Source organism: Gemmatimonadota bacterium (assembly GCA_026706845.1).
In the GTDB taxonomy this organism is placed as follows: domain Bacteria; phylum Latescibacterota; class UBA2968; order UBA2968; family UBA2968; genus VXRD01.
The window spans coordinates 1-21497 of record JAPOXY010000079.1; the positions used below are offsets into that span (position 1 = coordinate 1).

Genomic DNA, 21497 nt, shown 5'->3' on the forward strand with positions numbered 1-21497 from the left:
CAGATAGCGGGGTTGCATTTAGCTGTACATTTCCAATATAGCGCGTGATTTCTTGCGTGAAATCATATTGATTAATGACTTCGAGGGGGTTGGCGAGAATGCCGTCGTCCGGATAAGTACCGGTCTCGGGGTCGGGCGTGAGATTATAGGTATTGGGACCAAAAATAAAGCCCGTCATCGCGCCGTAGTTCGAATTTAGCCCGCCGTTGGGGATGTCATTGCTTTTGCTAAATACGAAATTTCCGCCTACAGATAAGGCCAACCAGTTCGACAAATTCTGGTCGATGCGCGTTCGGGCACTGATCCGCCGAAACAATGTGTTTTCAACCACGCCTTGATCGGCGAGATAGGACCCGGAGGCAAAATAACGGGTATTGCCAGACCCTCCCGATATCGACGCATAGTGCTCCATTCCCGCGGCGCGTCTAAATATGAAGTCCTGATGGTCAAAGCGCTGCACATCGGAGCCATCGGGATTTTTATTTCCCCTATTGTCAACGGTTGCCCGATTTACAGGCAGTGTTTTGCGTATTTTTGACGTTGTGAGACCATAGGTATAGTTTATGCGGGGTTTGCCCTGTGCGCCGCGTTTTGTAAATATTTGCACGACGCCGTTGTTTGCACGCGATCCGTAAAGGGCTGCTGCTGCTGCGCCTTTTACAATTTCAATGCGTTCTACGTCGTTTGGGTTGAGATCGATGAGGCGGTTTTGCGATCCGCCGCCGAGTCGGATGAGTTCTGGTGAGTCGTTGTTCACAATGACACCATCTACCACATAGAGGGGATCGGCATCGCCCAGTACGGTACCGGTGCCGCGCAAACGGATGGTTACGCCGCCGCCGGGATTGCCCGAGTTTTGCTGGATTAGCGCGCCGGCTAATTTACCGGTCAGCGCTTTGTCGAGGGATGTGGCACCCGTCGATTCCAATTGGCGATCGGTCAGGGTAGAAATGGCATTTCCCAGTTGTTTTTTGCTGGCTGCAACGGAAAGACCGGTGACGACGATTTCATCGAATTGCAAGACATCTACGGCGAGTTGAAAAGAGACTTCCGCAAGGCCGGTGTTTTGGCGAATGGTTTGTCTGGCGGATTTATAGCCCACATAACGCGCTTCGATGGTGGTTTCCGCTTCTGGCTCTGACAAATACAGCGCGAAATTGCCCTGTGCATCGGTGTTCGTGCCAGTTGTTGTGCCCACAACAATGATATTGGCATTGGGCAAGCCCTCGCCTCGCTCGTCGGTGACTGTGCCTTTGATGGTGAGTTGGGCAAAGGCCGAAATGGGGATGCTGAGAGAGAGACAAAGAACGAAAAATAGTCGAGATGACATGTGCATTTCTCCTTATATTTGACTAAAAAGTAACTAATTATTGGGTGGCTGTCACGGTGTTTTTTATTTGCTCAAAGTTGTTATTTTTTTGAAATTCAGAGGATGTCACAAAGAGAATATCACAAAAGGAGGAAGTGCCATGAGCGAGTTGAATAGCGATCCGAGATATACGATGGGGCGCAGTGAGGGGGAGACGGAGCGTTTGATTCAGCAGTCACAACTCTACGAGGCTGTGACGTTGCGTTTTTTTCAGGAGGCGGGTCTGGTTAGCGGGATGCGGATTCTCGATGTGGGTAGCGGTGCCGGAGATGTTGCGATGGCGGCAGCCGAGTTGGTCGGTGCAGAGGGGGAAGTCGTGGGTGTGGATGTCAATGCGGCGATTCTCGATACGGCCCAGGCGAGGGTGAGCGAACTGGGTTTTGAAAATATTCAGTTCATAGCGGGGGATGCCCGAACCCTGGATGTGGGGGGAGACTTCGACGCGGTGGTCGGGCGCCTCGTTCTCATGTATATGTCTGATCCCGCAGAGGCTTTGAAGCAACTTACAAGACACTTGCGCCCGGGGGGTATTGTCGCTTTTCAGGAGGTGGATTTTACGCCTTATTTATCGATTTCTCGTTCAGATACGCCCCTTATGAACAAGCTGGTTGAATGGGGAGTTGGCGTGTTTCAACATTCAGGGGCGCATACTGAAATGGGCATGGATCTCCATCGCACGTTTTTGGATGCCGGTTTGCCTGCGCCTGTTTTGCATTTTGTGGCGCCATTGGGGGGCGCAGAATCGTGGGCCGGGTACGATTTTATTGCCAACGCCTTTCGCAGTCTGGTCCCGCTTATGGAGGAGTTTGGAATTGCGACTGCTGAAGAGGTCGATGTGGATACACTATCAGATCGGATTCGGGAAGAGACCAGGGTGTCGAAACGCCCGCTTCTCTTGCCGCCGCATGTGACTGCGTGGGCACGGCTTGAGACGTAGAGTGTCAGGAGGTTGTTGTGTTGCGAGGTTTTTTTTGTGTGTTTGCGATGGGGTTGGTGTGGGGCTGTGGCGGCGAACAGGTGATGCAGTCGCAGATGGTAGAGGGAGAGGAGCAGGTTGGACGTCCGCTGAGTAAGTTGGCTGTGCAGACGAGTGCGTCGCATGCTGTGGTGGTGGCGACTGTGCTTCGAGATGGCGCACCTGTGATTTGGGCGAAGGTGGAATTTTCGCGTTCTATTGCAGGGCAGGCGGCAGATTATCAGTGGTCGGGGGTGACGGATGAGAATGGTCGAGCGCGTGTTGAGATTACATCGGGCGATGTGACGGGTTATTATCAAGCGCGTGCGTCGATAGATGAGCGAGAGATCGGTTCCTGGTCGAGTATTCCGATCAATGGCGGGTATGAGGTGATGCTCGATTTGCCCATTGGAGGGCGGGTGCGTGTCGCGCATTCGGCGTTGCTTACAGTCAAGATCGGTTTTATGTACACTGCACCAACGCGTAGCAATACGCTGAGAGGTGCTGAATTGGCGGCGATGCAGCTGAATGAAGCGGGCGGTGTGCGCGGTATGCCCATCGAAATTGTGTCACGGGGAGATATAAGAGATCCCGAACACGCCGCGGAGATAGCCGAGGAATTGATTACCAGAGAGGGGGTGTCGGCAATTGCGGGTCCCAATCGCTCGATTTTTGCGGTGGCTGCCGGATCGGTCGCACAAAGCCATGGGATACCGATGGTGACTACTACGGCGACCAATCCAACGGTTACTGCTGCGGGTGATTTTGTGTTTATGGCGGCTTTTACAGACGATTTTCAGGGCGAAGTGATGGCGCAGTTTGCTATCGAGGATTTGGGAGCAAAGACCGCGGCTGTTCTCGCGCGCAAGGGGTCTCTGTATTCGGAGGGATTGGCGCAAACTTTTGTTGACAATTTTACTGCTTATGGGGGCGAGGTTGTACACGCGCAGTTTTACATGCAGGGGGATACCGATTTTACCGCGCAATTGACCCCGGTTGCGGAGTCGGCACCGGATGTGTTTTTTCTGCCGGGTTTCTCATCCGAAATCCCACTGGTGGTTCAACAGGCAAAGACGCTCGGCATTACGGGGATTCTCCTCGGTGGCGATAGTTGGGATAACGCTGATTTGGTTGCCACGAGTGGTGAGATTCTCGAAGGGAGTTTTTTCAGTACGTTTTTCTCGTCCAAAGTCACACCGGGCGATTTGAGTGAAGACGCCCATCGTTTTATTGATGCGTACACGGCGATGTTTGGCGTCGCGCCAGACGGGGGCGGTGCGCTGGGATACGATGCCCTGAGATTGGTGGCTCTGGCGATGCTTCGGGCGAAGGAGTTGACACCAATGGCGATTCGCGATGAGATTGCAGCGACGAGGGATTACAGTGGGGCAACGGTTATTTCACATTATGATGAAAATCGACATACGACCAAGAGTGCGGTTATCAACCGCATTGTCAATGGGGCGATAGAGTTCTATAAGCTGATAGAGCCGTAATATTTTAATGAAAGAAATTGAGGAGGCAAAAAATGAAATGCGATCACATTATCACCTGCAATAAAAAGATTCTTGGGGGCACACCTGTTTTTAAGGGTACGCGCGTACCCATAAAGTCACTGGTTGACCATCTCAAAGCAGGCGACAGCCTCGAAGATTTCTTAGATGGATTTCCTTCAGTAAGCCGCGAACAAGCACAAGTATTTTTAGACCTTGCTCAAGAATCTCTCCTGAAAGAAATTGAGTATGCACATTCTGTTTGATGAAAACATGGATCGTAGGCTAAAGAGCTCTCTTGACGTAAAACACTCCATTCTAACCGTACAAGAGCGCGGTTGGTCAGGCAAAGAAAATGGAGAACTTCTAAGTCTTGCTCAACATGAATTTGATGTATTCATAACAATGGATCAGAGTATAGAATATCAGCAGAATCTCACACAATTTGATCTCTCCATTATTTTTCTCAAAGCATTTACCAATCGGCGGGTAGATGTTGAACCATTAATGTCTCAGGTCAACAAGTTGCTCGACACAATTCAACCTGGTGTATTTCTTTATCTTTATCACGGAGATTCCACACGATGACTCGATCTGAACTCGCTCATCGCATTTATCAGACTTCTCATTTGACTGGACAGTTTACGCTTCGTTCAGGTGCGATTGCGACAGAGTATTTCGACAAGTATCAGTTTGAAACCCGTCCAGAACTGCTCTGCGAACTCGCCGCGCATCTCCAGCCTCTGATTCCCAAGGATACAGATGTTCTCGCAGGTCTCGAACTCGGTGGCGTGCCCCTTGCTACTATGCTTTCTCAGTTGTCCGGGTTGCCTACGTGTTTTGTACGAAAAGAGGCCAAAACTTACGGTACTTGTAAACTCGCCGAAGGTGTTGATATATCTGGTAAGAATCTGCTGGTTGTTGAAGATGTGGTTACTTCTGGCGGGCAGGTTGTTCTTTCCACTCGGGACCTTCGTAACCTGGGCGCGCGCGTTTCACAGGCGATATGTGTGATTGACCGCGAGTCCGGTGGCTCAGAGAATCTCGCCAAAGAGGGTATTGAACTTCGCGCGCTGTTTCGGATGAGCGAGCTGACGTGACGGTGAGTGCAGAATGAATACTTTTCAAAGGATTGCGACATCCCTTTCGGCGTATCAACCCCATACGCATTCGGAAAAGGACAAGACGCTGGCGGCTGTTGCTGCGGTTTTTCATCCGCGACGGGATGATCTCTATCTTCTTTTTATTGAGCGCGCTGCACATCCGACAGACCCATGGTCGGGGCATATTGCTTTTCCCGGTGGGACAGCCGAACCCGATGATTCGGATCTCAAATACACGGCTGAACGCGAGACCCGCGAGGAACTCGGTCTCGATCTGAGCAACGCGCAGTATCTCGGTCGTTTGGACGATGTCGCGGGTGCGACGCTGCCCATCCAGGTGGCCTGTTTTGTTTATGCGATTTCGGAAGGCGTTGAGGTTGCGCCCAATGACGAGGTGCGCGATGTTTTCTGGACGCCTTTTGCACATTTCGCCGATTCCACTCGGTGGCAAACGCTCAATCTCGAAGGTTGGCACAATATGCCGGCTATTGATTTGCTCGGTGCCAATCGTCCCGCGCTGTGGGGGCTGACCTATCGCATGGTCGCGCAAATGGCGAGGTTTGCGGGTGTTGATTTGCCCGAAAGGCCATAGAAGTTCGCGTTTTCCAACACCTGAATTGTTCACTAAACCGAGGAGAATAATGACTGAGCTCAAACAAAAGGCGACACCAGATCGCGTTGAAATATTTCGCAGCGGACAACAAGTTCCCATTCTCGTTCAGCAGGCCAGAGCCGATACCCGCGCCTATATTCATCCTATTGTGGCACCCGACGGCAATGGTATTCTCACCGAGGACACCCCCTCGCACCATCCCTGGCAGCACGGTCTTTATGTGGGGCTCAACGAGGTCAACGGGGTTGGGTTCTGGACAGAGGGATTACAGGAGCGGCGCAAAGATCAGGATGGGACCTTTCACCCCTACCCGATTAGCAATGCAGGTGTGCATAATAACACTGCTACCTGGACTGTTACCAGCGGATGGCGAGATCCCGATGGTGCGCCTATGCTCACCGAAATACAGGCATGGTCTTTCAACGATCAGGGCGATACGTACGATATCGATATCACATGGTCCCTTACCGCATCAATTGATCTTACCTTTGGAGAATACGCCTACGGTGGTCTCTTTCTTCGAATGCCCTACAAAAGAGACCTCGGTGGCGAGGCCATCAATAGTGAGGGTCAGACCAATCGCGACGCTGAAGGACAACGCGCACAATGGGTTTCTGTTTCCATTCCCATCGAAGGTCGCACTGACTGGGCAGGCATCGCGATGATGGATCATCCCTCCAATCCCGAATACCCCAATCCCTGGCGCGTTGACGGGCAACTCGGCATTGTGCCCAGCCGCTGTATTGCCGGTCCCTGGACACTGGCACAGGGTGAGACGACCGCAAGCAGGTATCGGTTGTTTGTTTTTTGTGGTAGAACGGATACTTCGCGTGTTGAAGAGAATTGGGCGAATTTTTCCGAGCAGTAAATGATGTGCGTTCTCATTCCACGATTCTGAGCCTGTTTTTTGCGCCATACAGGCTATAGACTTTCTGTACCTGATCCAATTCCTTTTCTACGATTTTTACGGTGAGTGGCCGGGGGGCGAGCAGTGAGAGGAGCCCCGGTCGCCCGATATGTCGGGAGATATAGGGTACGACGCCTTCCTGTCGGTAGCGCTGCTGGTGGTGCGGCTCAGTTCCCCCTCTGGAGCCGAGGATGATTTCGGTTATTCGGTCGTCCAGGATTGCCGCGTACAGGGCGATGTCATCGACGTATCCATAGCATGCTGCCCGCTGAATGCCCCGCTGTTCCAGGAGGTCCAGTGCTTCGATTACGTGCTGTACGTTGGCTGTTGTCGATGGTTCTCCCAGTAGCATCCCGCTGTCGTCCATGCCGACACAATCCAGTGCGAGGACGGTTGTGCCAGAAGCTATCAGGTGCCGCACTTCGCCCGTTTGTAGGGCGCCCTGTTTGGTACGACTCTGGTGGAGATAGAGGGCTGTATTTTTTGATGCATCCTTTGGCGTCAATAGAAAGGATGAGAGGCCGAGGACGCCGTAGCGAATTTCTTCTCCAGTGAATTCATCTTCCTCGAATGTTCGGATGGTTTCGGGTGAGATGCCCGGTCTGTTTTCGGGTACTGCGAGAACTTTTGCCACTGTGTCCCGGAGGGCTATTCGCTCGCATTTCCAGTCTTCCAGTTTTTGGGGTATGTCCAGATCGGGCGGTAATTCTTTCAAGACGGATGCCACCCATCCCCGCATCGCAAATTCCGGTGCTTCATAGCCTCGCGGAGGCAAGCAGACGAGTTCGTCGGTCGGTACTGGTGCCACATCTATATCGATGACCGCGGTTCCGGCATAGTGTTTGTGGCTCTTATAGCCCGATTCGATATCGATTTCGTGTGTATCTGTCCAATCTCCCAGATAGACTTCTGGTAGTTTTTGTACTGCTTCTGCGTCGAATTTCGGCATGCCCAGGTGTTTTTCCACCCAGGCGAAGGCGGGTTTGTTGAGGAAGTAGGGCCGGTGGCCGCCCTTTGGGGTGATGTCGATGTCGAACCGGTCCGTAGCGTCACAAATGTCATAGACCCGTTGTACCTGTTGGCAGGTTTCCAGTAGTCCACGATACGCATGGGGAGGGTAGTCCCATTCTCCGGCGAGGATGAGTGTGGCGCACCGGGGAGCGCCCATCGCGATTTGTTCCGGCATATCGACATAGTGCTTGAGGCGATAGGGACGCCATTCGCAACTCAGGTCGCCGACGATGTAGTCGAAATGGGTTACCCAGGAGGCGGGCAGGCTGAGGGCCAGGCGATCATCCGTGCAGAGGACGTTCATGGTGATGGTGCAGCCGAGCGAGTGGCCCACACAGCCGATTCGATCGGTATCTACTTCGGGACGGATGCAGAGGTAGTCGATGCCGCGGGTGATGTCGTAGGTCATTTTGCCGATGACTGATCGGCCCACTTCAAAGCACCGGTCGATTCTAAAGTCCAGACGGTGACCGCGTATTCCCGGGCGGTTTTCTTCGTCCCGTTCTTCTTCGCCCACAGGGTCGGGGATCAGGCAGATGATGCCCGCTTTGGCGTAGATCTGGCCCGCGTAGTGGTTGTAGAACGCGCTTTTACTCCCTCCGTGTCCGCTGGGAAAGATGAGGGCGGGGACCGGAAAGGTTACGCCTTTTGGCAGGAAGAGGTGAGCGGGTACAGAGGATCCCGGTTCGGCGTCGTAGATGACTTTTTCGATGGTGAAGTCGTCTCTTTCGATTTTCCCGACTGTGCGGGGGCAGAGGGGGCTGCTGGTTTCGGGGAAGTCGAAGATTGTGTGGAGGATGGGGCGCAGTTTGGCGGTGTGGGTTTCCCATTCTTCCCGGGTGCGGGGGAAGGCGTCGCTGATCCGCTGTTCGGGGAGTGCTGCGAGTTTTTCCCGCAGGTAGGTCACGTATTGAGCCTGTACTTTTGCGTGGTCGGGATGTCTGTGTGTGTTCATGGTGTTCGCCTTTCAGGGAAGAAGTTCCGGGAACAAGAAAGTGGGATGTAACCCCCGGGGCAATAAAAAAATGATCGCTTCCGATTTGGTTTCTGCTTGATTTATTTTCCTGGGGTCACGACTTTAGGAGATGAGGGCGATACTGGTTTTTAATACTAATTTGAAAAGGATTATTCGATATGGCGGAACGCAAGAAGTTGTTGATTACAGGGGCAGCGGGCAAGATTGGGACGGCGCTGCGAAAACATCTGCGACACCGATATGATTTTCGTTTGATGTTTCACTCTCAGATTCCGGATGATGTGGCTGAGATGGACGAGGTGGTGGTTTCGGATATTTCCAATTTTGAGGCTATGGTGGAGGCCGCCGCCGGGGTGGATGCAATTGCCCATTTGGCTCTTTTTAGAACCTGGCAAGGGATGCCGAATGCACAGAGGGCACAGGTGACGTTTGATGTGGATATGAAGGGGACGTACAATATCTACGAGGCAGCGCGGATTAATCGGGTGCTAACGGTGGTCTATGCGAGTACGAATCATGTGACTGGTATGAATGAGAAGGAGGGCATTCGTTCGGTGCCGGACAAACCCGTGCGTCCGGACGGGATTTACGGGGCTGGTAAGGCGTTTGGAGAGGCGCTGGGACGGTTTTACGCCGATCAGTACGGGATTCGGGTGTTCTGTTTGCGGATTGCAAATTTCAACGGGCTGGATGAACCGGGGCGGGATTATGAGCCTGGGCAGTCCCGCTGGTTCAGCCCTCGGGATATCGCTCAGATGACCTGGCGGTGTATTGAGGCAGAGGATTTGAAGTTTGAGATTTTCTACGGGGTGTCTCGGGGTGGTGAGGAAAAGTGGGATTTGTCCAATGCGCGGGAGCTGATAGGGTTCGAGCCGGAGGACGATGGTTCTCTGCCGGAATACCGGGCGAAGTATAGATGAGGGGTATTGTATGACTGAAGAAGAGAGATACCTGTTCGATTTGCAGGGCTATCTGGTGCTCCGCGGCGTGCTGACGCAGGAGGAGGTAGATGAGCTGAACGAGATTTCGGATCGGGTGTATCCCAGGGATTACTCGGATGGCAACGATTCCAAGGGGCGCCGCGGCATTCGCAATGTCCGCTATGTCTCCCGGTGGGATCCTGCCTGCCAGCGGTTGCTCGATCACCCGAGAATTGTGTCGGTTCTGGCGGAGTTTCTCGGTCCCAAGTTCCGCATTGACCACGATTATGCCATGTTCATGAATGCTGGTAGCGACAGCGGGAATCTACACGGTCTGCCAGAGTTGGGTACGCATCGGTACTTCCACTATCTGGATGGGCAGGTGCGGACGGGTCTAACTGTCGTGACTTTTATGCTGGCTCCAGCCAGGGCAGGAGATGGTGGGTTTGTATGTATTCCGGGTAGCCACAAGGGCAATTTTCCCGGGAACCTGCCTGAGGATGTGCGCACGCTGAAGAGGGTGCCGCCCTATGTGGTACAGCCCGAGGTGGATGCAGGCGATGCGGTCATTTTTACCGAGGCGTTGACCCACGGGACGAAGGGTTGGTGCGGTACCCACGAACGGCGCGCCTTTCTCTACAAATTCAATCCGGGACACATGGCCAACCATCAGGCGTCCTACGATCCGGCGAACTATTTCGATCCTACGCCACAGCAACGACGGATTATGGGTGCCCCGGCGGTTGGCAGTCGGCCCAATGTGATCGCTTCGGACTCTACCTGACAGGTGCTGCGTTGAAATAGTCCTCATTCCCAAAATGGGGAAACATTCCGAATCCCGTTTCCCTGTCTCGCTGTTCCCACACCAGGCCGGTTTCGCAATAGCTCAGCGATCCGTGCGCTGGTGGTGAAAACTCGGGATGTTCGAGTAAGTCGCTTCGGAACCAGACGCTCCGGTGCTGAAAACAAACTCCCTTTTCCAGATTTTCCCGCATAAATTCCACGATGTGCGGAAAGGTGCGCTGGAATTCTGTACCCCGCCCGTATTCGATATGCGTTTTTAGATTTTTCCCCGCGGCCTGTATCTCATCCATTGACATCGGTATCCCATTTTCTATAAATAGCGCGTCCGTATTCGGATCTACCACTACCCACTTGCGTAGGTGATCGAACCAGACTTCCGCTACAAAATGTCCGTTGAAGCTGTTTACCGCTTCTGTCAAGACCGCGCATCGGGCTGGAATGCCGATAGCTTGGGCGCAACTCACAAATGCCGCTGCATAGTGTACACACATTGCCACTGGCCGTTTTCCATTGTGTCCAATCTGTCCCGGAGCCCAGGCCAACAGGGTTTCGGCATCCCACGGCGCGTACTGTTCTGCCCTGGCCGAACTGGTGTGTTCCCAACTGGATGCCAGCCAGGTCGATAATGCGCGTACCCGTTTGATTAACGGTCCTTCATCGCGTGTAGCAGGAGGTAGCATTCGCCTCAGGGATTCAAATCTGGGTGAATCCGCGTTTTCCCATATCATGGGTGGCGGTGGGGGATCTTCTCCTTCAGCCAATCTGATCCGAATGACGTATTCACCCAGAACGGCGTTCAGATATCCCATCCGCTCGCTGCGCCAGGTCTGCCCGCCATCATCGCTTATGGCGCTATCCGGCGCAGGATGTCCTGCTTCCATTGCCAGCGACCAGCCGGCCATTGCCGTGTGATCGGTCCACAGTTCAAAGGTGTTTTCGCCTTCTTTCAGTTTTTCCACTGAGAATTTATACCATGAATATGCGCCGCGTCGGGTCGGTTTTAGCGCAGCGATTTCCGCGCCATTCACTGACACTCGCAAGGGCGCGTTGTTTTTAGGATAGGGACGGGCGAGTATATAAACTGTTCCCGGCGCGTTCGTCGCGGGCAATGTGAGCGTTTTGCGCACCCGCCGAAAGATCGTTAATTCCTCGCAAAGAGATGGCATTACCCGCCCTTCTTCGCTGTAGTGTAATTGGCTCATGCTGTTTCCTTCAAAGAAGACATGCAAAAGGCGGGAGGGAGTAAGAGGGCTGGAAGGCAAAGCGCTTCAGTCTTAGGTGCAGGCGTGCCTGAGCACCTGCCCCCAGATGTACCTGAAGATATTTGCCGTTTATCTCGACGGACTGCTCAGCGTCTTCACGGGTTTCGAGGCGGGCACGGGTAAAGCAGTGCTCGCCAAAGGAACCGGCCTGGAGCAGTACGGCTCGGCCCTCCACCGGATCGGTATTTACCAGCGATACGCTGACCTGGTCGGCGCTGATCCGGTCAACCAGAGCCGCGACGTGCTCGGGCAGTCCCGGGCGGTGGTGTTGCGGGTCAAAATAGCGCAAATGGGCCTGCAGCATGCCGCCGTTGTATATGGCTGCTGGCGTGCCCATGGCCATTTGAATGAGGGCTTCGGGTAGCACTGGATTGAGTTTCTGGAAGTGGTAGCATTCGCGCGTTTCCGGGTCGCTGTCATCGCTTTCCAAACGCTCCAGGCTGCGGCAGATGCTGGAATAGGTCGAGTCGAAGACCTGGTCGAGGTAGTCGGGATTTTTGCCTTCGGTAAAGGCGAACCAGGCTTTTGGGGGGCAGATACCGGCCTTGGCAGCGCCCCAGTCGGGTGGCAGACCCGCAAAGCCTTTGCGCCCCGGGAAGATCTCATCGAGACGGGCCAGGTCCTCGGCGCTCTGGCTCAGGTAGTACAGGTGGATGTACAAATGGGGATCGGGCGGGCGGAAGTCGAACCAGCCGCGGTCGCCGTGCCGTGCTGGCACCTGGATCTGGCCGTTCTCCTCGCGCCGGTTTTCCCAGAGCATATCGAGTTGTGAGCGGGCCAGGTCCAGATGCGACATGTCGCCGGTCATGAGCAGGGCGCAACTGCCAGCTACGAGGGCTGGCTCGACGATATTGCGCGCCCCATGCGGCCAGCGCCAGCCGTAGTACCCGCCCCACCACTTGCCGCCCATTAACTCGCCGATGATGCCGTTGGGACCGATATTGTCGGGCATGATGCCATCATTGGCGGCGCAGCGCGCCTCCCAGGCTTGCAGATAATCCAGTACCCACTGCCGGTACTTGTCTTCACCCGTGTAGAGGTACGCGTTGGTTATCAGGCTGGTGGCGCTCAGGTTGAGGGGTACGTCGCCGCGGGTCATGCGTTGATTGATCTGGTCGAGTACCCGGGCGAAGACCTGGTCGTCGGTCCAATCGACCTTGAAGAGTGGGGCAGAACTGTCGGCACCTTCTATGTCTTCATACGGAGCCAGGTATCCGGAGAGAATGGGGCGGTGGTAGTCCCAATCGGTCCGGGTGGTTACAAAGCGCGGTCCTTTGCTGCCGTTGAGGGGCGAGCGGATCATGCAGTGCTGGGCATCCCAGTTGGGTGCCAGCGGATCCTCGCCAGTGTACATGGCGGCGTAGCGCAGGGCGCGGGTGCGGTCGATGTGATTTTCGGGATCGGCCATGGCCAGATAGTAGATGTAGGTATAGCTCTCGGAGTGGTGGAACCAGTCGAAGCCTGTGACGAATTCCCGATCCACTGTGCCGTAGTTGGCGTATTGATAGGTGATGGCGTCCCATTCTTTGCGGGCGATCCTGTGGATGTGATCGCCACCACCCAGCAAGTAGAAGAGGGGGAAGGAGAGGAAGGCTTCATAGCCGTTGTCCGTGCCGTCCATGCTCGTCCATACCGTGCGTTGGATCAGGGTGCCGTCCGACCGGGTGCTGTGTTCGACAAAAGGGTGGGCAGCGCGGTCCATTATCGCTATTAGTTGGCGCTGGCGCACGGCCCAATAGGGTGGTTTTTGGCGCGTTTTTGCTGACAGTGTTGCACAGGTCATTGTACTGTTTCTCGGGTAAAGTTTGGTGCTTTCTATTCGCGTGTCGTTGGCATGGTAAAATAAAGATACCATATTTTTTTTCAAACGCTAAATTACACTCTGTTTGGTCGAGCTGTTCGACCAGTATGCGCGTTACACTTCTACTGGAGGAATGTATGAGCAATGATCACGAAGACAGAGCATCGCGTATTCGCGTTACGGATTTGACTGCGATACCGATTGGCGTGAAGGGATATGTCAAGGTCGAGACGAATGCCGGGATTACGGGCTGGGGTGAGATCAATAATATGGAGACAAGGGTGACTTGCGCGCTTGCAGAGTCGCTTTCCGAGTTGATTATTGGAGAGAATCCCACGCGTACGGAGCACCTCTGGCAGCGGCTGTTCCGCGCACATCGCAATATCCGCAACGGCGGTTTGATGGTTCACACGATTTCCGCGATTGATATGGCGCTGTGGGATATCTGTGGCAAGCTGCACGGGGTTCCGGTTTATCGCCTGTTGGGCGGTCCGTGTCGGGATAAGATATGGATGTATCCAAGTCCAAAGGCGATCAAGACGGGACCGGGCGGTGCCCAGTATTTTGCGGGTACGCCTGCCGAGATTGAGGCGATTGTTCAGAAGATTAAAGATGCGAGGGAGAAGGTGGGACACGACGGTGCCGTGATGTTCGATGCACATAGCTGTTTGCCGCCACCTCTGGTCAGGCAATTTGCGGGTTATTTGAAGTCCGATGATTTGCTGTTTTTGGAAGAGGCGTGGGTGCCGGGGAATATAGAGAATATGAAGAAGGTTCGCGAGATGGTGCCGGTGCCCCTTGCGACGGGTGAGCGGGATCGCACGATCTGGGAGGTGCGGGAGATTTTGGAGGCGCAGGTGATTGATGTGCTTCAGCCGGATTGCGGTCACGGTGGGGGGATTACCCAGATGAAGAAGGTGGCTGCACTCGCCGAAGCGCATTTTGTTCCCATTGCACCGCATTGCACGATGTCCCATCTGGGTTTGACGGCGAGCTTGCATGTGGCGGCGTCGGTGCCGATGTTTTTGATTCACGAGGGGTACGCGGGTGTGCTTCCCGAAGATGTAGCGATTAAGACCTGGGAAATGGATGACGAAGGTTATGTGTCGTTGCCCGAGGGACCCGGGCTGGGGGTTGAGGTCAATGAAGCGCGCGCAATTGAAGTGGGTAAGAGTCCAGCGCGTCCATTCGAGTGGCCGAATGCGAGGCTCCGGGATGGGGCCGTGTCGGATTATTGATGGAGGAACAGGCTGATGAGTACGGACGCGAGGAAGATCTACGATGAGGCGATTGTGATAGATGGCCTGAGCATTAGCAACTGGGAGAGCGATGCGGTGTTCAGGCGTTTGCGAGCCGGCAATATAACCGCGATCAATGCCACGGTGGCTACGTGGGAAAATTTTGTGCAGACGATGGCGCATTTATCGGCGTGGATGCGGCGCTTTCGCGAGCGCGATGACATTTTGCAGGTGAAAGAGACGGCCGATATTTATACTGCCAAAGAGAAGGGGAAGACCGGGATTATTCTCAGTTTTCAGAATGCTTCGCCCATAGAAAACGAGTTGGACCGCCTGGGGCTGTTTCTCGCCCTCGGCGTGCGCGTGATTCAACTGACCTATCACGAGACCAATTTGCTGGGTAGCGGCTGCTGGGAGCGAACCGATGGTGGCCTGAGCAATTTTGGCGTGGATGCGGTGCGCGAAATGAACCGGCTCGGTATTGTTATTGACCTATCGCATGTCGGTCCGAAAACGACGATGGACGCCATTGAGATGTCCGAGCAGCCGGTCGCCATTACCCATGCCAATGCCCGCAGTTTTTGCGGTCATCCGCGGAACAAGGAAGAGGATGCGCTCAAGTTGCTCGCCGAAAAGGGGGGCGTTGTGGGTGCCACGTCTTATGCCCATTTTCTTCCCAAAGGATTCGATTCGACTGTCGAGGATTTTGTCGATGCTATCGACGATATGGTGGAGCGGGTCGGCATTGATCACGTGGCTATTGGGACGGATTCCACGCACGATCAGCCGCTCGAGTTCTGGCATTATATCGGTTCGCAGCAGGGTACGAAGTTTCCCTCGACTTTTGCCGATGGCTCGGTGCCATACACCGAACTGAGTTTTCAACCGAAGGGAATTGACAGTCCGGCGGAGTTTCCCAATCTGGCTGAGGCACTCGTCAATCGCGGGTACAGTGCCGAGGATATCACCAAACTTTTGGGTGGAAATTGGATGAATCTGTTCGAGCGGGTGTGGAATGTTTGAAGTAGCATAAGATTGAGGGTTTTTCGATTCTAATGACAGGAGAAGGACATGATCGACAATATCCATAAAATTGCCCTGGTCAGCGACGATATCGAAGGCGCCGTGCAATTTTATACCCGGACTCTGGGCCTGGTGGAAATTGAGCGCTTTCACAACGAGGATGACGAGGATTTCGTCTTTTTGCAGGCCGGAGATATCATTCTGGAACTGATGCCCCAAAAGACCATGGACGCAGAAGTGGGCTTTCACCACATATCCTTTAAGGTCGATAGCGTTGACAACAGCGCCCGGGAACTCGAGGATAAGGGTGTGGACATTGCCGTGGAGCCTTTCGATGCCGAAGGAGCCGACATCCGGTTGAGCTTTTTCAACGGGCCGAATGACGTGCTCCTGCAATTGTTTCGGCGCGAATCCGATCACGTCTGAATTGAGAGGTTTGCTATGAAAGTGGGTGTTTACGCTTCGATGTTTGGGAAGGATGACCCACCGCGCCTGGAGAGTGTGGAGAGCTATATCCAACTGGCGTACCAATTGAAGCTGGACGTGATCGATTTCCACAGCGGGCGCGGATTTCGGTCGAAGCAGCCAGCGTACTTGCTCGAGGTGAAGATGCGGTGCCTCAGGTACGGGCTGTCAATCGGGTATCTGGCTTCGGGTGGGCATTTTGTGGGGTCCGATGCGGATCTGGCTGAGAAACTGGCTCAGGTCAGAGCAGATGTGGATACGGCGGCGTTTATAGGTGCGCCCATGATCCGGTTGTTTTGCGGGCCTCCGCTGGAAGATGCCGAAGCGCAGAGGCGGGAGATTCGGTGTTTTCAGGATGCGGCTGATTATGCCGCAGAGAAGGGGATTGTCGTAGGGCTGCAGAACCATCCTTCTACAGGGGAAGATGTGTTGCGGATTCTGGAACAGACAGATCGGGAAAATTTTACGCTTATTATGGATACCGGACAGTGGGTCGGATCGCCCGCGCGGAATCAGGGGGTGCCGGATCCAGAGGTGGATATTTACGCGTTTATGGAACAGACAGCGCCATATACGTCCCATGTTCGGGCCAAGTTTTACAAGATCGATACGGGGGAGGAGGCGTGGCTGGATTATCCGCGGATTATTCAGATCCTGAAGGATGTGGACTTCAACGGCACGGTTTCGGTGGTTTTTGAAGGCAAGGATTTGAATACGTGTGACGATACGGAGGTGATCCGACTGGCAGTTGCCCACCTGCGGGCGGTGATTGCAGGATGATCCACACGCGCTAATTAAAGAGAGAGTTTCGCAATGCCTATTATCCAGTTTCCAGAGGGTCGCATGTCGCTGTCGGGCCTGATTCGCGTGATCTGGCAGGCTGTACGGGTTGCGGTTGGCATTGCCATTGTCGTCGTTCCTTTTGGCTATGCCATTACTGGTGAACACAACCACCTCCTGATGGGGGCGGGTTGCGGTCTGGCGATTGGCGTTGGGTTGAGCCTGCGCATGGGCGAGCGGAACGGCCTGTCGGTCGGTATCCTGGTCGGGTCGATTCTCGGGATGGTTATGGTGCTGATTGCGGGTGCTCAGGACTTTGCTTATGGACCAGGCATTTATATCCCGCCAGTTCTCGGTCTTGGTGTTGGTTTGATTGACGGGCTTGGAACAACGCGCTTCCAGACGTATCGGGAAGCGAGCCTTGAGTCGTTGATGATGTGTGTTTTGCTTGCTTTTGGCGTGTTGCCAGCACTGGGGCTGTTTGGTTTAATTGTGCCTCTTGCGCTCATGCCAACAATGGCACTTATCGCGGGCTTCTTCAGTCGCAATCTCGACGGGCGGCGCTATTCCCGACCGCCGGTTTTGCTGATTATCGGTACCTTCGCCCTATATGCCGCGCTCATTATTGGAGACTGGCAGTTTAACGATGAAGGGCCTCCTCTGCATGGGGTCGTCTTGTTCGTCTCAGTGTCGCAGTTGGGGATACCAATCGCTTTTTTTCTTTCTGGTCGCGCCATCGCTATTTGGATGCAGCCACGGCTCCGCGTATATGTGCAACTCGCTGATTATCTCCGCGTGATGTGGGTGCCAATCGGGGGTTTTGCGATTGGTTATCTCACTATTATCATTCTGTTCGCCGGGTTTTATGGTACGCTGGAGCGATTTATCCCCGGTTCTTTCACTGGCGGTAGCGATACCGGTATTGAAGACTGGGCGGCTTTCTCGTTTTTCAGGGCACTTACCATAGACTATACTTCTATTGTTCCGGTCTCGTCCGCCGCGTGGGTACTCGTGAGTGCCCAGATGATTTTGTCGGTCGGATGGGCGCTCGTCGTATTCGCGGCTGTGATGTCGTCTATCCAGCCGCAGCTCGAACGGATCGCGCGACGAAACTCAGAGCGGGATGGGGATTGAATGTTCTCTAATACTTTTCTCCATACTTTTCGATCAGGTCTTCATTCCATTCGATGCCGAGGCCGGGTGTGTCGTCCACAATGACATGTCCGTCTCGAAACTCTAAATCGCCGACCATATCTGTGCTGAAGTTTCGCAGGTAATTTTCCACTACCAGTCCATTATCTACTGCGGCGACCAAGACGCAGCCCAGAGCACCCTGTCCATGTGGGGCCATTTGCAGGTGATGGGCGCTGGCCAGGGCCGCAATTTTCATCCATTCACTGATTCCGCCGCAGTTGTTTGGATCGGCCTGGACAATGCGTACACCGCCGCGTTCGATCAGGTCGCGAAATCCCCAGCGCGTGGCTTCGTTTTCTCCACTGGCAACTGGATAGTCCAGTGCCCCGGCGACGAGTGCCGAGCCTTCGAGATCGTCCGGGCGCACGGGTTCTTCATACCAGTAGGGATCGTAGGGTTCGATCATGCGTCCGAATCGAATTGCGGTATGCGCGTCCCAGGCATTGTTCGCGTCGATCATCAGGGCGATGTCGTCGCCTATGGCTTTGCGTACGGCGCGGACCCGCTCTGCGTCTTCTTTCAATGTGACGCCCGGCCATCCCACTTTCATTTTTACCGCTTGAAATCCCTGACTTACATAGGTTGTCATTTCTTCGCAGAGTTCTGGTATTCCCTTGCCTTCTTCGTAATATCCACCCGCGGCATAGGCCCACAGTTTGTTTTGTACGCCGCCGAGTAGCTTCCATACGGGTTGATTGAGAGCTTTGCCCTTTAAGTCCCAGAGCGCGTTGTCGGCTGCGCTGATTGCGTTGATGTATTCGCCTTTGGCTATGGGTTTGCGCGTGCCGCCCATGAATAGTTTTTCCCATAAGTACGCGATCCGCATGGGGTCTTCGCCGATCAATTTTTCTTTTAGGGTGTTCAGTTTTGTTCGAACGGATCCCGAGCACATGGTCATGCCTGTGAGGCCCTCATCTGTATATACCTCCAATCTGGCGCGGGACTTGGAGCGCGTGGTGACAATCGAGTTCCAGAATGGTTTTTCCAGGCGTTGTTTTACGACTGTCATTTTGATATCTGTGATTTTCATTGTGGTCTCCTGGTAATAAAACTCTGAAGATATGGTTGGTTTTGCTGAAGGAATATAAAATGCATCCCGAGCGCGACAATGGAAATCTCACCTGTTCTGGTATTGCTTGTGCTGTTCTGGGTGCGAGGTTATCATAAGCGCTCTGGATTTTCTTTTTTATGACAAATAGCCAAGGAGGTCAGGGTTTATGAAAAAAAGATCTATTACAGCAACCCCATCCGAAATCATTGTCGAGCAACTCGCCGCGCTGGGTGTGCAGTATGTGTTTAACAATTCTGGCTCTCGAGAAGCGCTCTTTTTTGACGCGCTTCACATAAATCCCAATGTTCACGGTATTCTGGCACTTCACGAGGGTAGTGTGGCTGCGATAGCAGGGGGATATACGCAGGGGAATCTCGATCCGGCTGTGATGGTTGTCCACCTGGGTGCCGGGTTGGCGCAGTGTTTGGGGCAGTTGATCAATGTTTGGAGTGGTAGTCTGCCCGTTGTGGTGCTCACGTTTGCGGGGGATACGGGGAGTTATGGAGACCGGGTGGGTCTGGATTTGACGCATAATGTGGGGCCAACTTCGATTGCGGAGCCTTTTACTAAGGCGAGTTGGACGGTGATTGAATCGGATGGCTTGCCGCAGGCGATTGAGCGCGCGCTGCGGGTTGCCAAAACACCGCCGGTCGGTCCGGTTCACCTCGCTGTTTACGATCGGTTGCTCGGAAATGATAAGGTGAGTACAGAGATTATTGAGGGGGAGATTCAGTCCGTGCGTGCGGGTTATCCGGCAGATGAGGATGTCGAAGCTGTTATTCGTGCGCTGTCCGATGCCCAGCGGCCGCTGTTTTATGTTGGGGATGGTATTTGGAAGAGTGGGGCAGAGGCGCGAGTTATGGCGTTGGCAGAGCAGTATGGATGTCCGATTGCGGGTACATGGACGGAGATGCGCAGGACTCCGCAAAGCCACAGTCTTCACTGCGGGCGGATCGCAGAGGCTATTGCCGAGGTGTCGCCCGATCTGATTGTGTGTATTGGCGCGCGCCACAATGGTCGCGGGAAACCCCAGGATTTTGATGCGTTGTCGGGTGCGCAACGCCTGATTGGTATTGGGCCAGATGTCGAGAATTTTACGAATCTTCCGGGGTTGGATCTGGCGATTTTGGCAGATGAGTTCAGGACGCTCGAATGTCTTGAACGCGCTTCGCCTCAGGTGTCTTTTGCCGAGCGCCTCGCCCGCGCCGAGATGCACGCTGCTTCACTCCACGCAAAGCGAAAAGCGGCGGCAAAGCGCGTGGCGCAGGAGGCCGGGCAAGTGAGACCCTATGTGCTGGTAGATGCAATCGATCGGGGGCTGGAGAGGTTGGGCGGTGGTTTGATGATGGTCGAGCAATACGCCCTGCCAATAGATAGTCGAGGAGATGCGTATGGCGCGGGACGCAATGCCTATATCCGGGCGGCTGGGGGTTCGGAGGGTTATGGGATTGGTGGTACGATTGGGTTGAAACTGGCGGTGCCGCACAAGCCCGTGGTTGGGCTGGTGGGCGATGGGTCAATGTATTATGCCGATTCCGGGCTTTGGACTGCTGCCCACCACCAGATTCCAGTGCTTTTTGTGATTCCAAATAATCGGTCTTATGGGATTGTGGCGACTAATTTTGAGCGGGCGGGCGGTGTGATGAAGGAGACGGGAGAATATCCGGGCGTGGTTCTGGATGGGATTGATCCGGTGAAAATTGCAGAGGGGTTTGGTGTGGAGGGGATGCAGGTCAATGAGGAATCGGATTTGGAAGGTGCGATTGCGCGGGGATTGGATGTGGTGGAAGGCGAGGAACGACCCTTTTTGCTGGATGTGAAATTGCCTCTTGGACTGCCCGAGGGCGGACGGGCGGCAACGCCTTTTCATCTGACGGAGATTCGGAGCAAGGCGAGTGCGGCATAAGGGAAAATAGGGTAAATTTGAAAGTTTAAGTTGCATATTGTCACACCTTCGGTTATTTTAGGTGCTATGATTAAGCGCGAGATTACACCCTGTCTGGTCGAACTTTTCGAAAAATATCCGTTTGTCACTGTGACTGGACCGCGTCAGTCCGGCAAGACCACCCTTTGCCGCGTAGCTTTTCCGCATCTGAAGTATGTCAATCTGGAAGCTCCCGATCAGCGGGAATTTGCCGAGGCCGATCCCAGAGGCTTTCTCTCTCATATCGGCGAGGGTGCCATTTTGGACGAGATCCAGCGCGTGCCCGAGCTTTTGTCCTATTTGCAGGTACTTGCCGATGAACAGCGCAGAAATAGCCTTTTCGTACTCACGGGCAGCGAGCAGTTCAGGCTCTCCGATGCCATTAACCAGTCTCTGGCAGGGCGCACAGCACTGCTACGCCTGTTGCCTTTCTCTCTTGCAGAACGCCGAGGAACCGGCGCGAGCGAAAGCGTAGATGATATTTTGTACTCTGGTTTTTATCCCCGCATTCACGATCAGAAACTCGAACCGCGTCAAGCTCTTGGCGACTATTTCGAGACTTACGTCGAGCGCGATGTGCGCCAGATTGGGGAGATTCGCAATCTTTC

At 54.1% G+C, this 21497-nt stretch carries 21 protein-coding genes; 16 read left to right on the top strand and 5 right to left on the bottom strand.

Features of this window, described 5'->3' with window-relative positions; all coding sequences use genetic code 11:
* On the bottom strand, nucleotides 1–1330 hold a 1330-nt coding region (locus OXG87_07685; protein ID MCY3869424.1), incomplete at its 3' end, for a TonB-dependent receptor plug domain-containing protein.
* A gap of 139 nt (nucleotides 1331–1469) precedes the next feature.
* Here OXG87_07685 and OXG87_07690 point away from each other — a divergent pair.
* The 7 genes from OXG87_07690 to OXG87_07720 are packed head-to-tail and all read left to right on the top strand — an operon-like array spanning nucleotide 1470 to nucleotide 6401.
* Nucleotides 1470–2306 (top strand): methyltransferase domain-containing protein, encoded by an 837-nt coding sequence (locus OXG87_07690; GenBank protein MCY3869425.1) that lies wholly within the window; start codon nucleotides 1470–1472, stop codon nucleotides 2304–2306.
* Nucleotides 2307–2323: 17 nt separating this feature from the next.
* Nucleotides 2324–3820 carry an ABC transporter substrate-binding protein gene (locus OXG87_07695; GenBank protein MCY3869426.1) on the top strand — a complete coding sequence of 499 codons (1497 nt, stop codon included), beginning with the start codon at nucleotides 2324–2326 and terminating at the stop codon, nucleotides 3818–3820.
* Between the two features lie 32 nt (nucleotides 3821–3852).
* Nucleotides 3853–4083 (top strand): DUF433 domain-containing protein, encoded by a 231-nt coding sequence (locus OXG87_07700; GenBank protein MCY3869427.1) that lies wholly within the window; start codon nucleotides 3853–3855, stop codon nucleotides 4081–4083.
* Nucleotides 4067–4405, top strand: a complete 339-nt coding sequence (locus tag OXG87_07705; protein ID MCY3869428.1) for a DUF5615 family PIN-like protein — start codon at nucleotides 4067–4069, stop codon at nucleotides 4403–4405. The genes OXG87_07700 and OXG87_07705 overlap by 17 nt, the downstream gene beginning before the upstream one ends.
* On the top strand, nucleotides 4402–4917 hold the full coding sequence (gene pyrE, locus OXG87_07710) for an orotate phosphoribosyltransferase (protein ID MCY3869429.1): 516 nt from the start codon (nucleotides 4402–4404) through the stop codon (nucleotides 4915–4917). Before OXG87_07705 ends, pyrE begins: the two co-directional genes overlap by 4 nt.
* A 13-nt stretch (nucleotides 4918–4930) precedes the next feature.
* A complete protein-coding gene (locus OXG87_07715; protein MCY3869430.1) occupies nucleotides 4931–5512 on the top strand; it encodes a CoA pyrophosphatase in 582 nt (193 codons plus the stop codon).
* Between the two features lie 49 nt (nucleotides 5513–5561).
* Nucleotides 5562–6401, top strand: a complete 840-nt coding sequence (locus OXG87_07720) for a PmoA family protein (protein MCY3869431.1) — start codon at nucleotides 5562–5564, stop codon at nucleotides 6399–6401.
* A gap of 13 nt (nucleotides 6402–6414) precedes the next feature.
* On the opposite strand, the gene OXG87_07725 is transcribed toward OXG87_07720, so the two are convergent.
* Nucleotides 6415–8406 (bottom strand): hypothetical protein, encoded by a 1992-nt coding sequence (locus OXG87_07725; GenBank protein MCY3869432.1) that lies wholly within the window; start codon nucleotides 8404–8406, stop codon nucleotides 6415–6417.
* A 179-nt stretch (nucleotides 8407–8585) separates the two neighbouring features.
* On the opposite strand from OXG87_07725, the gene OXG87_07730 reads away from it, so the two are divergent.
* Together OXG87_07730 and OXG87_07735 are read left to right on the top strand one after the other, a co-directional pair.
* Entirely contained in the window at nucleotides 8586–9347 is a 762-nt protein-coding gene (locus tag OXG87_07730; protein ID MCY3869433.1) for an NAD(P)-dependent oxidoreductase, read from the top strand.
* A gap of 10 nt (nucleotides 9348–9357) precedes the next feature.
* On the top strand, nucleotides 9358–10131 hold the full coding sequence (locus OXG87_07735; protein ID MCY3869434.1) for a phytanoyl-CoA dioxygenase family protein: 774 nt from the start codon (nucleotides 9358–9360) through the stop codon (nucleotides 10129–10131).
* Here the strand turns inward: OXG87_07735 and OXG87_07740 are convergent.
* Both OXG87_07740 and OXG87_07745 read right to left on the bottom strand, forming a co-directional pair.
* Nucleotides 10124–11353: a transglutaminase-like domain-containing protein gene (locus tag OXG87_07740; GenBank protein MCY3869435.1), complete on the bottom strand. Its 1230-nt coding sequence runs from the start codon at nucleotides 11351–11353 to the stop codon at nucleotides 10124–10126. The two genes, OXG87_07735 and OXG87_07740, sit on opposite strands and share 8 nt — an antisense overlap.
* Before the next feature lie 10 nt (nucleotides 11354–11363).
* Nucleotides 11364–13034 carry a hypothetical protein gene (locus OXG87_07745; GenBank protein MCY3869436.1) on the bottom strand — a complete coding sequence of 557 codons (1671 nt, stop codon included), beginning with the start codon at nucleotides 13032–13034 and terminating at the stop codon, nucleotides 11364–11366.
* A 317-nt stretch (nucleotides 13035–13351) separates the two neighbouring features.
* Between OXG87_07745 and OXG87_07750 the strand changes: the two genes are divergently transcribed.
* Genes OXG87_07750 through OXG87_07770 form a run of 5 tightly spaced genes read left to right on the top strand, consistent with a single transcriptional unit; the run spans nucleotide 13352 to nucleotide 17854 of the window.
* On the top strand, nucleotides 13352–14452 hold the full coding sequence (locus tag OXG87_07750; GenBank protein ID MCY3869437.1) for a mandelate racemase/muconate lactonizing enzyme family protein: 1101 nt from the start codon (nucleotides 13352–13354) through the stop codon (nucleotides 14450–14452).
* 15 nt (nucleotides 14453–14467) lie between these two features.
* Complete coding sequence (locus OXG87_07755) at nucleotides 14468–15475, top strand: dipeptidase (protein MCY3869438.1); 1008 nt, start codon at nucleotides 14468–14470, stop codon at nucleotides 15473–15475.
* A 48-nt stretch (nucleotides 15476–15523) separates the two neighbouring features.
* Nucleotides 15524–15901, top strand: a complete 378-nt coding sequence (locus tag OXG87_07760; GenBank protein MCY3869439.1) for a VOC family protein — start codon at nucleotides 15524–15526, stop codon at nucleotides 15899–15901.
* Nucleotides 15902–15916: 15 nt separating this feature from the next.
* Entirely contained in the window at nucleotides 15917–16720 is an 804-nt protein-coding gene (locus OXG87_07765; GenBank protein MCY3869440.1) for a TIM barrel protein, read from the top strand.
* A 33-nt stretch (nucleotides 16721–16753) separates the two neighbouring features.
* Nucleotides 16754–17854 (top strand): hypothetical protein, encoded by a 1101-nt coding sequence (locus OXG87_07770; GenBank protein MCY3869441.1) that lies wholly within the window; start codon nucleotides 16754–16756, stop codon nucleotides 17852–17854.
* Between the two features lie 7 nt (nucleotides 17855–17861).
* Here the strand turns inward: OXG87_07770 and OXG87_07775 are convergent, their stop codons facing one another.
* Nucleotides 17862–18944, bottom strand: a complete 1083-nt coding sequence (locus tag OXG87_07775) for a mandelate racemase/muconate lactonizing enzyme family protein (GenBank protein MCY3869442.1) — start codon at nucleotides 18942–18944, stop codon at nucleotides 17862–17864.
* 187 nt (nucleotides 18945–19131) lie between these two features.
* Here OXG87_07775 and OXG87_07780 point away from each other — a divergent pair, with 187 nt between their 5' ends.
* Both OXG87_07780 and OXG87_07785 read left to right on the top strand, forming a co-directional pair.
* Nucleotides 19132–20871 carry a thiamine pyrophosphate-binding protein gene (locus OXG87_07780; protein ID MCY3869443.1) on the top strand — a complete coding sequence of 580 codons (1740 nt, stop codon included), beginning with the start codon at nucleotides 19132–19134 and terminating at the stop codon, nucleotides 20869–20871.
* Between the two features lie 30 nt (nucleotides 20872–20901).
* On the top strand, nucleotides 20902–21497 hold a 596-nt coding region (locus OXG87_07785), incomplete at its 3' end, for an AAA family ATPase (GenBank protein ID MCY3869444.1).

What these genes read in the sequence shown, in the direction of transcription:
- OXG87_07690 (MCY3869425.1), top strand. Translation starts at nt 1,470, where the DNA reads ATGAGCGAGTTGAATAGCGATCCGAGATATACGATGGGGCGCAGTGAG.
- OXG87_07700 (MCY3869427.1), top strand. Translation starts at nt 3,853, where the DNA reads ATGAAATGCGATCACATTATCACCTGCAATAAAAAGATTCTTGGGGGC.
- OXG87_07705 (MCY3869428.1), top strand. Translation starts at nt 4,067, where the DNA reads ATGCACATTCTGTTTGATGAAAACATGGATCGTAGGCTAAAGAGCTCT.
- pyrE (MCY3869429.1), top strand. Translation starts at nt 4,402, where the DNA reads ATGACTCGATCTGAACTCGCTCATCGCATTTATCAGACTTCTCATTTG.
- OXG87_07715 (MCY3869430.1), top strand. Translation starts at nt 4,931, where the DNA reads ATGAATACTTTTCAAAGGATTGCGACATCCCTTTCGGCGTATCAACCC.
- OXG87_07720 (MCY3869431.1), top strand. Translation starts at nt 5,562, where the DNA reads ATGACTGAGCTCAAACAAAAGGCGACACCAGATCGCGTTGAAATATTT.
- OXG87_07725 (MCY3869432.1), bottom strand. Translation starts at nt 8,406, where the DNA reads ATGAACACACACAGACATCCCGACCACGCAAAAGTACAGGCTCAATAC.
- OXG87_07730 (MCY3869433.1), top strand. Translation starts at nt 8,586, where the DNA reads ATGGCGGAACGCAAGAAGTTGTTGATTACAGGGGCAGCGGGCAAGATT.
- OXG87_07735 (MCY3869434.1), top strand. Translation starts at nt 9,358, where the DNA reads ATGACTGAAGAAGAGAGATACCTGTTCGATTTGCAGGGCTATCTGGTG.
- OXG87_07740 (MCY3869435.1), bottom strand. Translation starts at nt 11,353, where the DNA reads ATGAGCCAATTACACTACAGCGAAGAAGGGCGGGTAATGCCATCTCTT.
- OXG87_07745 (MCY3869436.1), bottom strand. Translation starts at nt 13,034, where the DNA reads ATGGACGGCACGGACAACGGCTATGAAGCCTTCCTCTCCTTCCCCCTC.
- OXG87_07750 (MCY3869437.1), top strand. Translation starts at nt 13,352, where the DNA reads ATGAGCAATGATCACGAAGACAGAGCATCGCGTATTCGCGTTACGGAT.
- OXG87_07755 (MCY3869438.1), top strand. Translation starts at nt 14,468, where the DNA reads ATGAGTACGGACGCGAGGAAGATCTACGATGAGGCGATTGTGATAGAT.
- OXG87_07760 (MCY3869439.1), top strand. Translation starts at nt 15,524, where the DNA reads ATGATCGACAATATCCATAAAATTGCCCTGGTCAGCGACGATATCGAA.
- OXG87_07765 (MCY3869440.1), top strand. Translation starts at nt 15,917, where the DNA reads ATGAAAGTGGGTGTTTACGCTTCGATGTTTGGGAAGGATGACCCACCG.
- OXG87_07770 (MCY3869441.1), top strand. Translation starts at nt 16,754, where the DNA reads ATGCCTATTATCCAGTTTCCAGAGGGTCGCATGTCGCTGTCGGGCCTG.
- OXG87_07775 (MCY3869442.1), bottom strand. Translation starts at nt 18,944, where the DNA reads ATGAAAATCACAGATATCAAAATGACAGTCGTAAAACAACGCCTGGAA.
- OXG87_07780 (MCY3869443.1), top strand. Translation starts at nt 19,132, where the DNA reads ATGAAAAAAAGATCTATTACAGCAACCCCATCCGAAATCATTGTCGAG.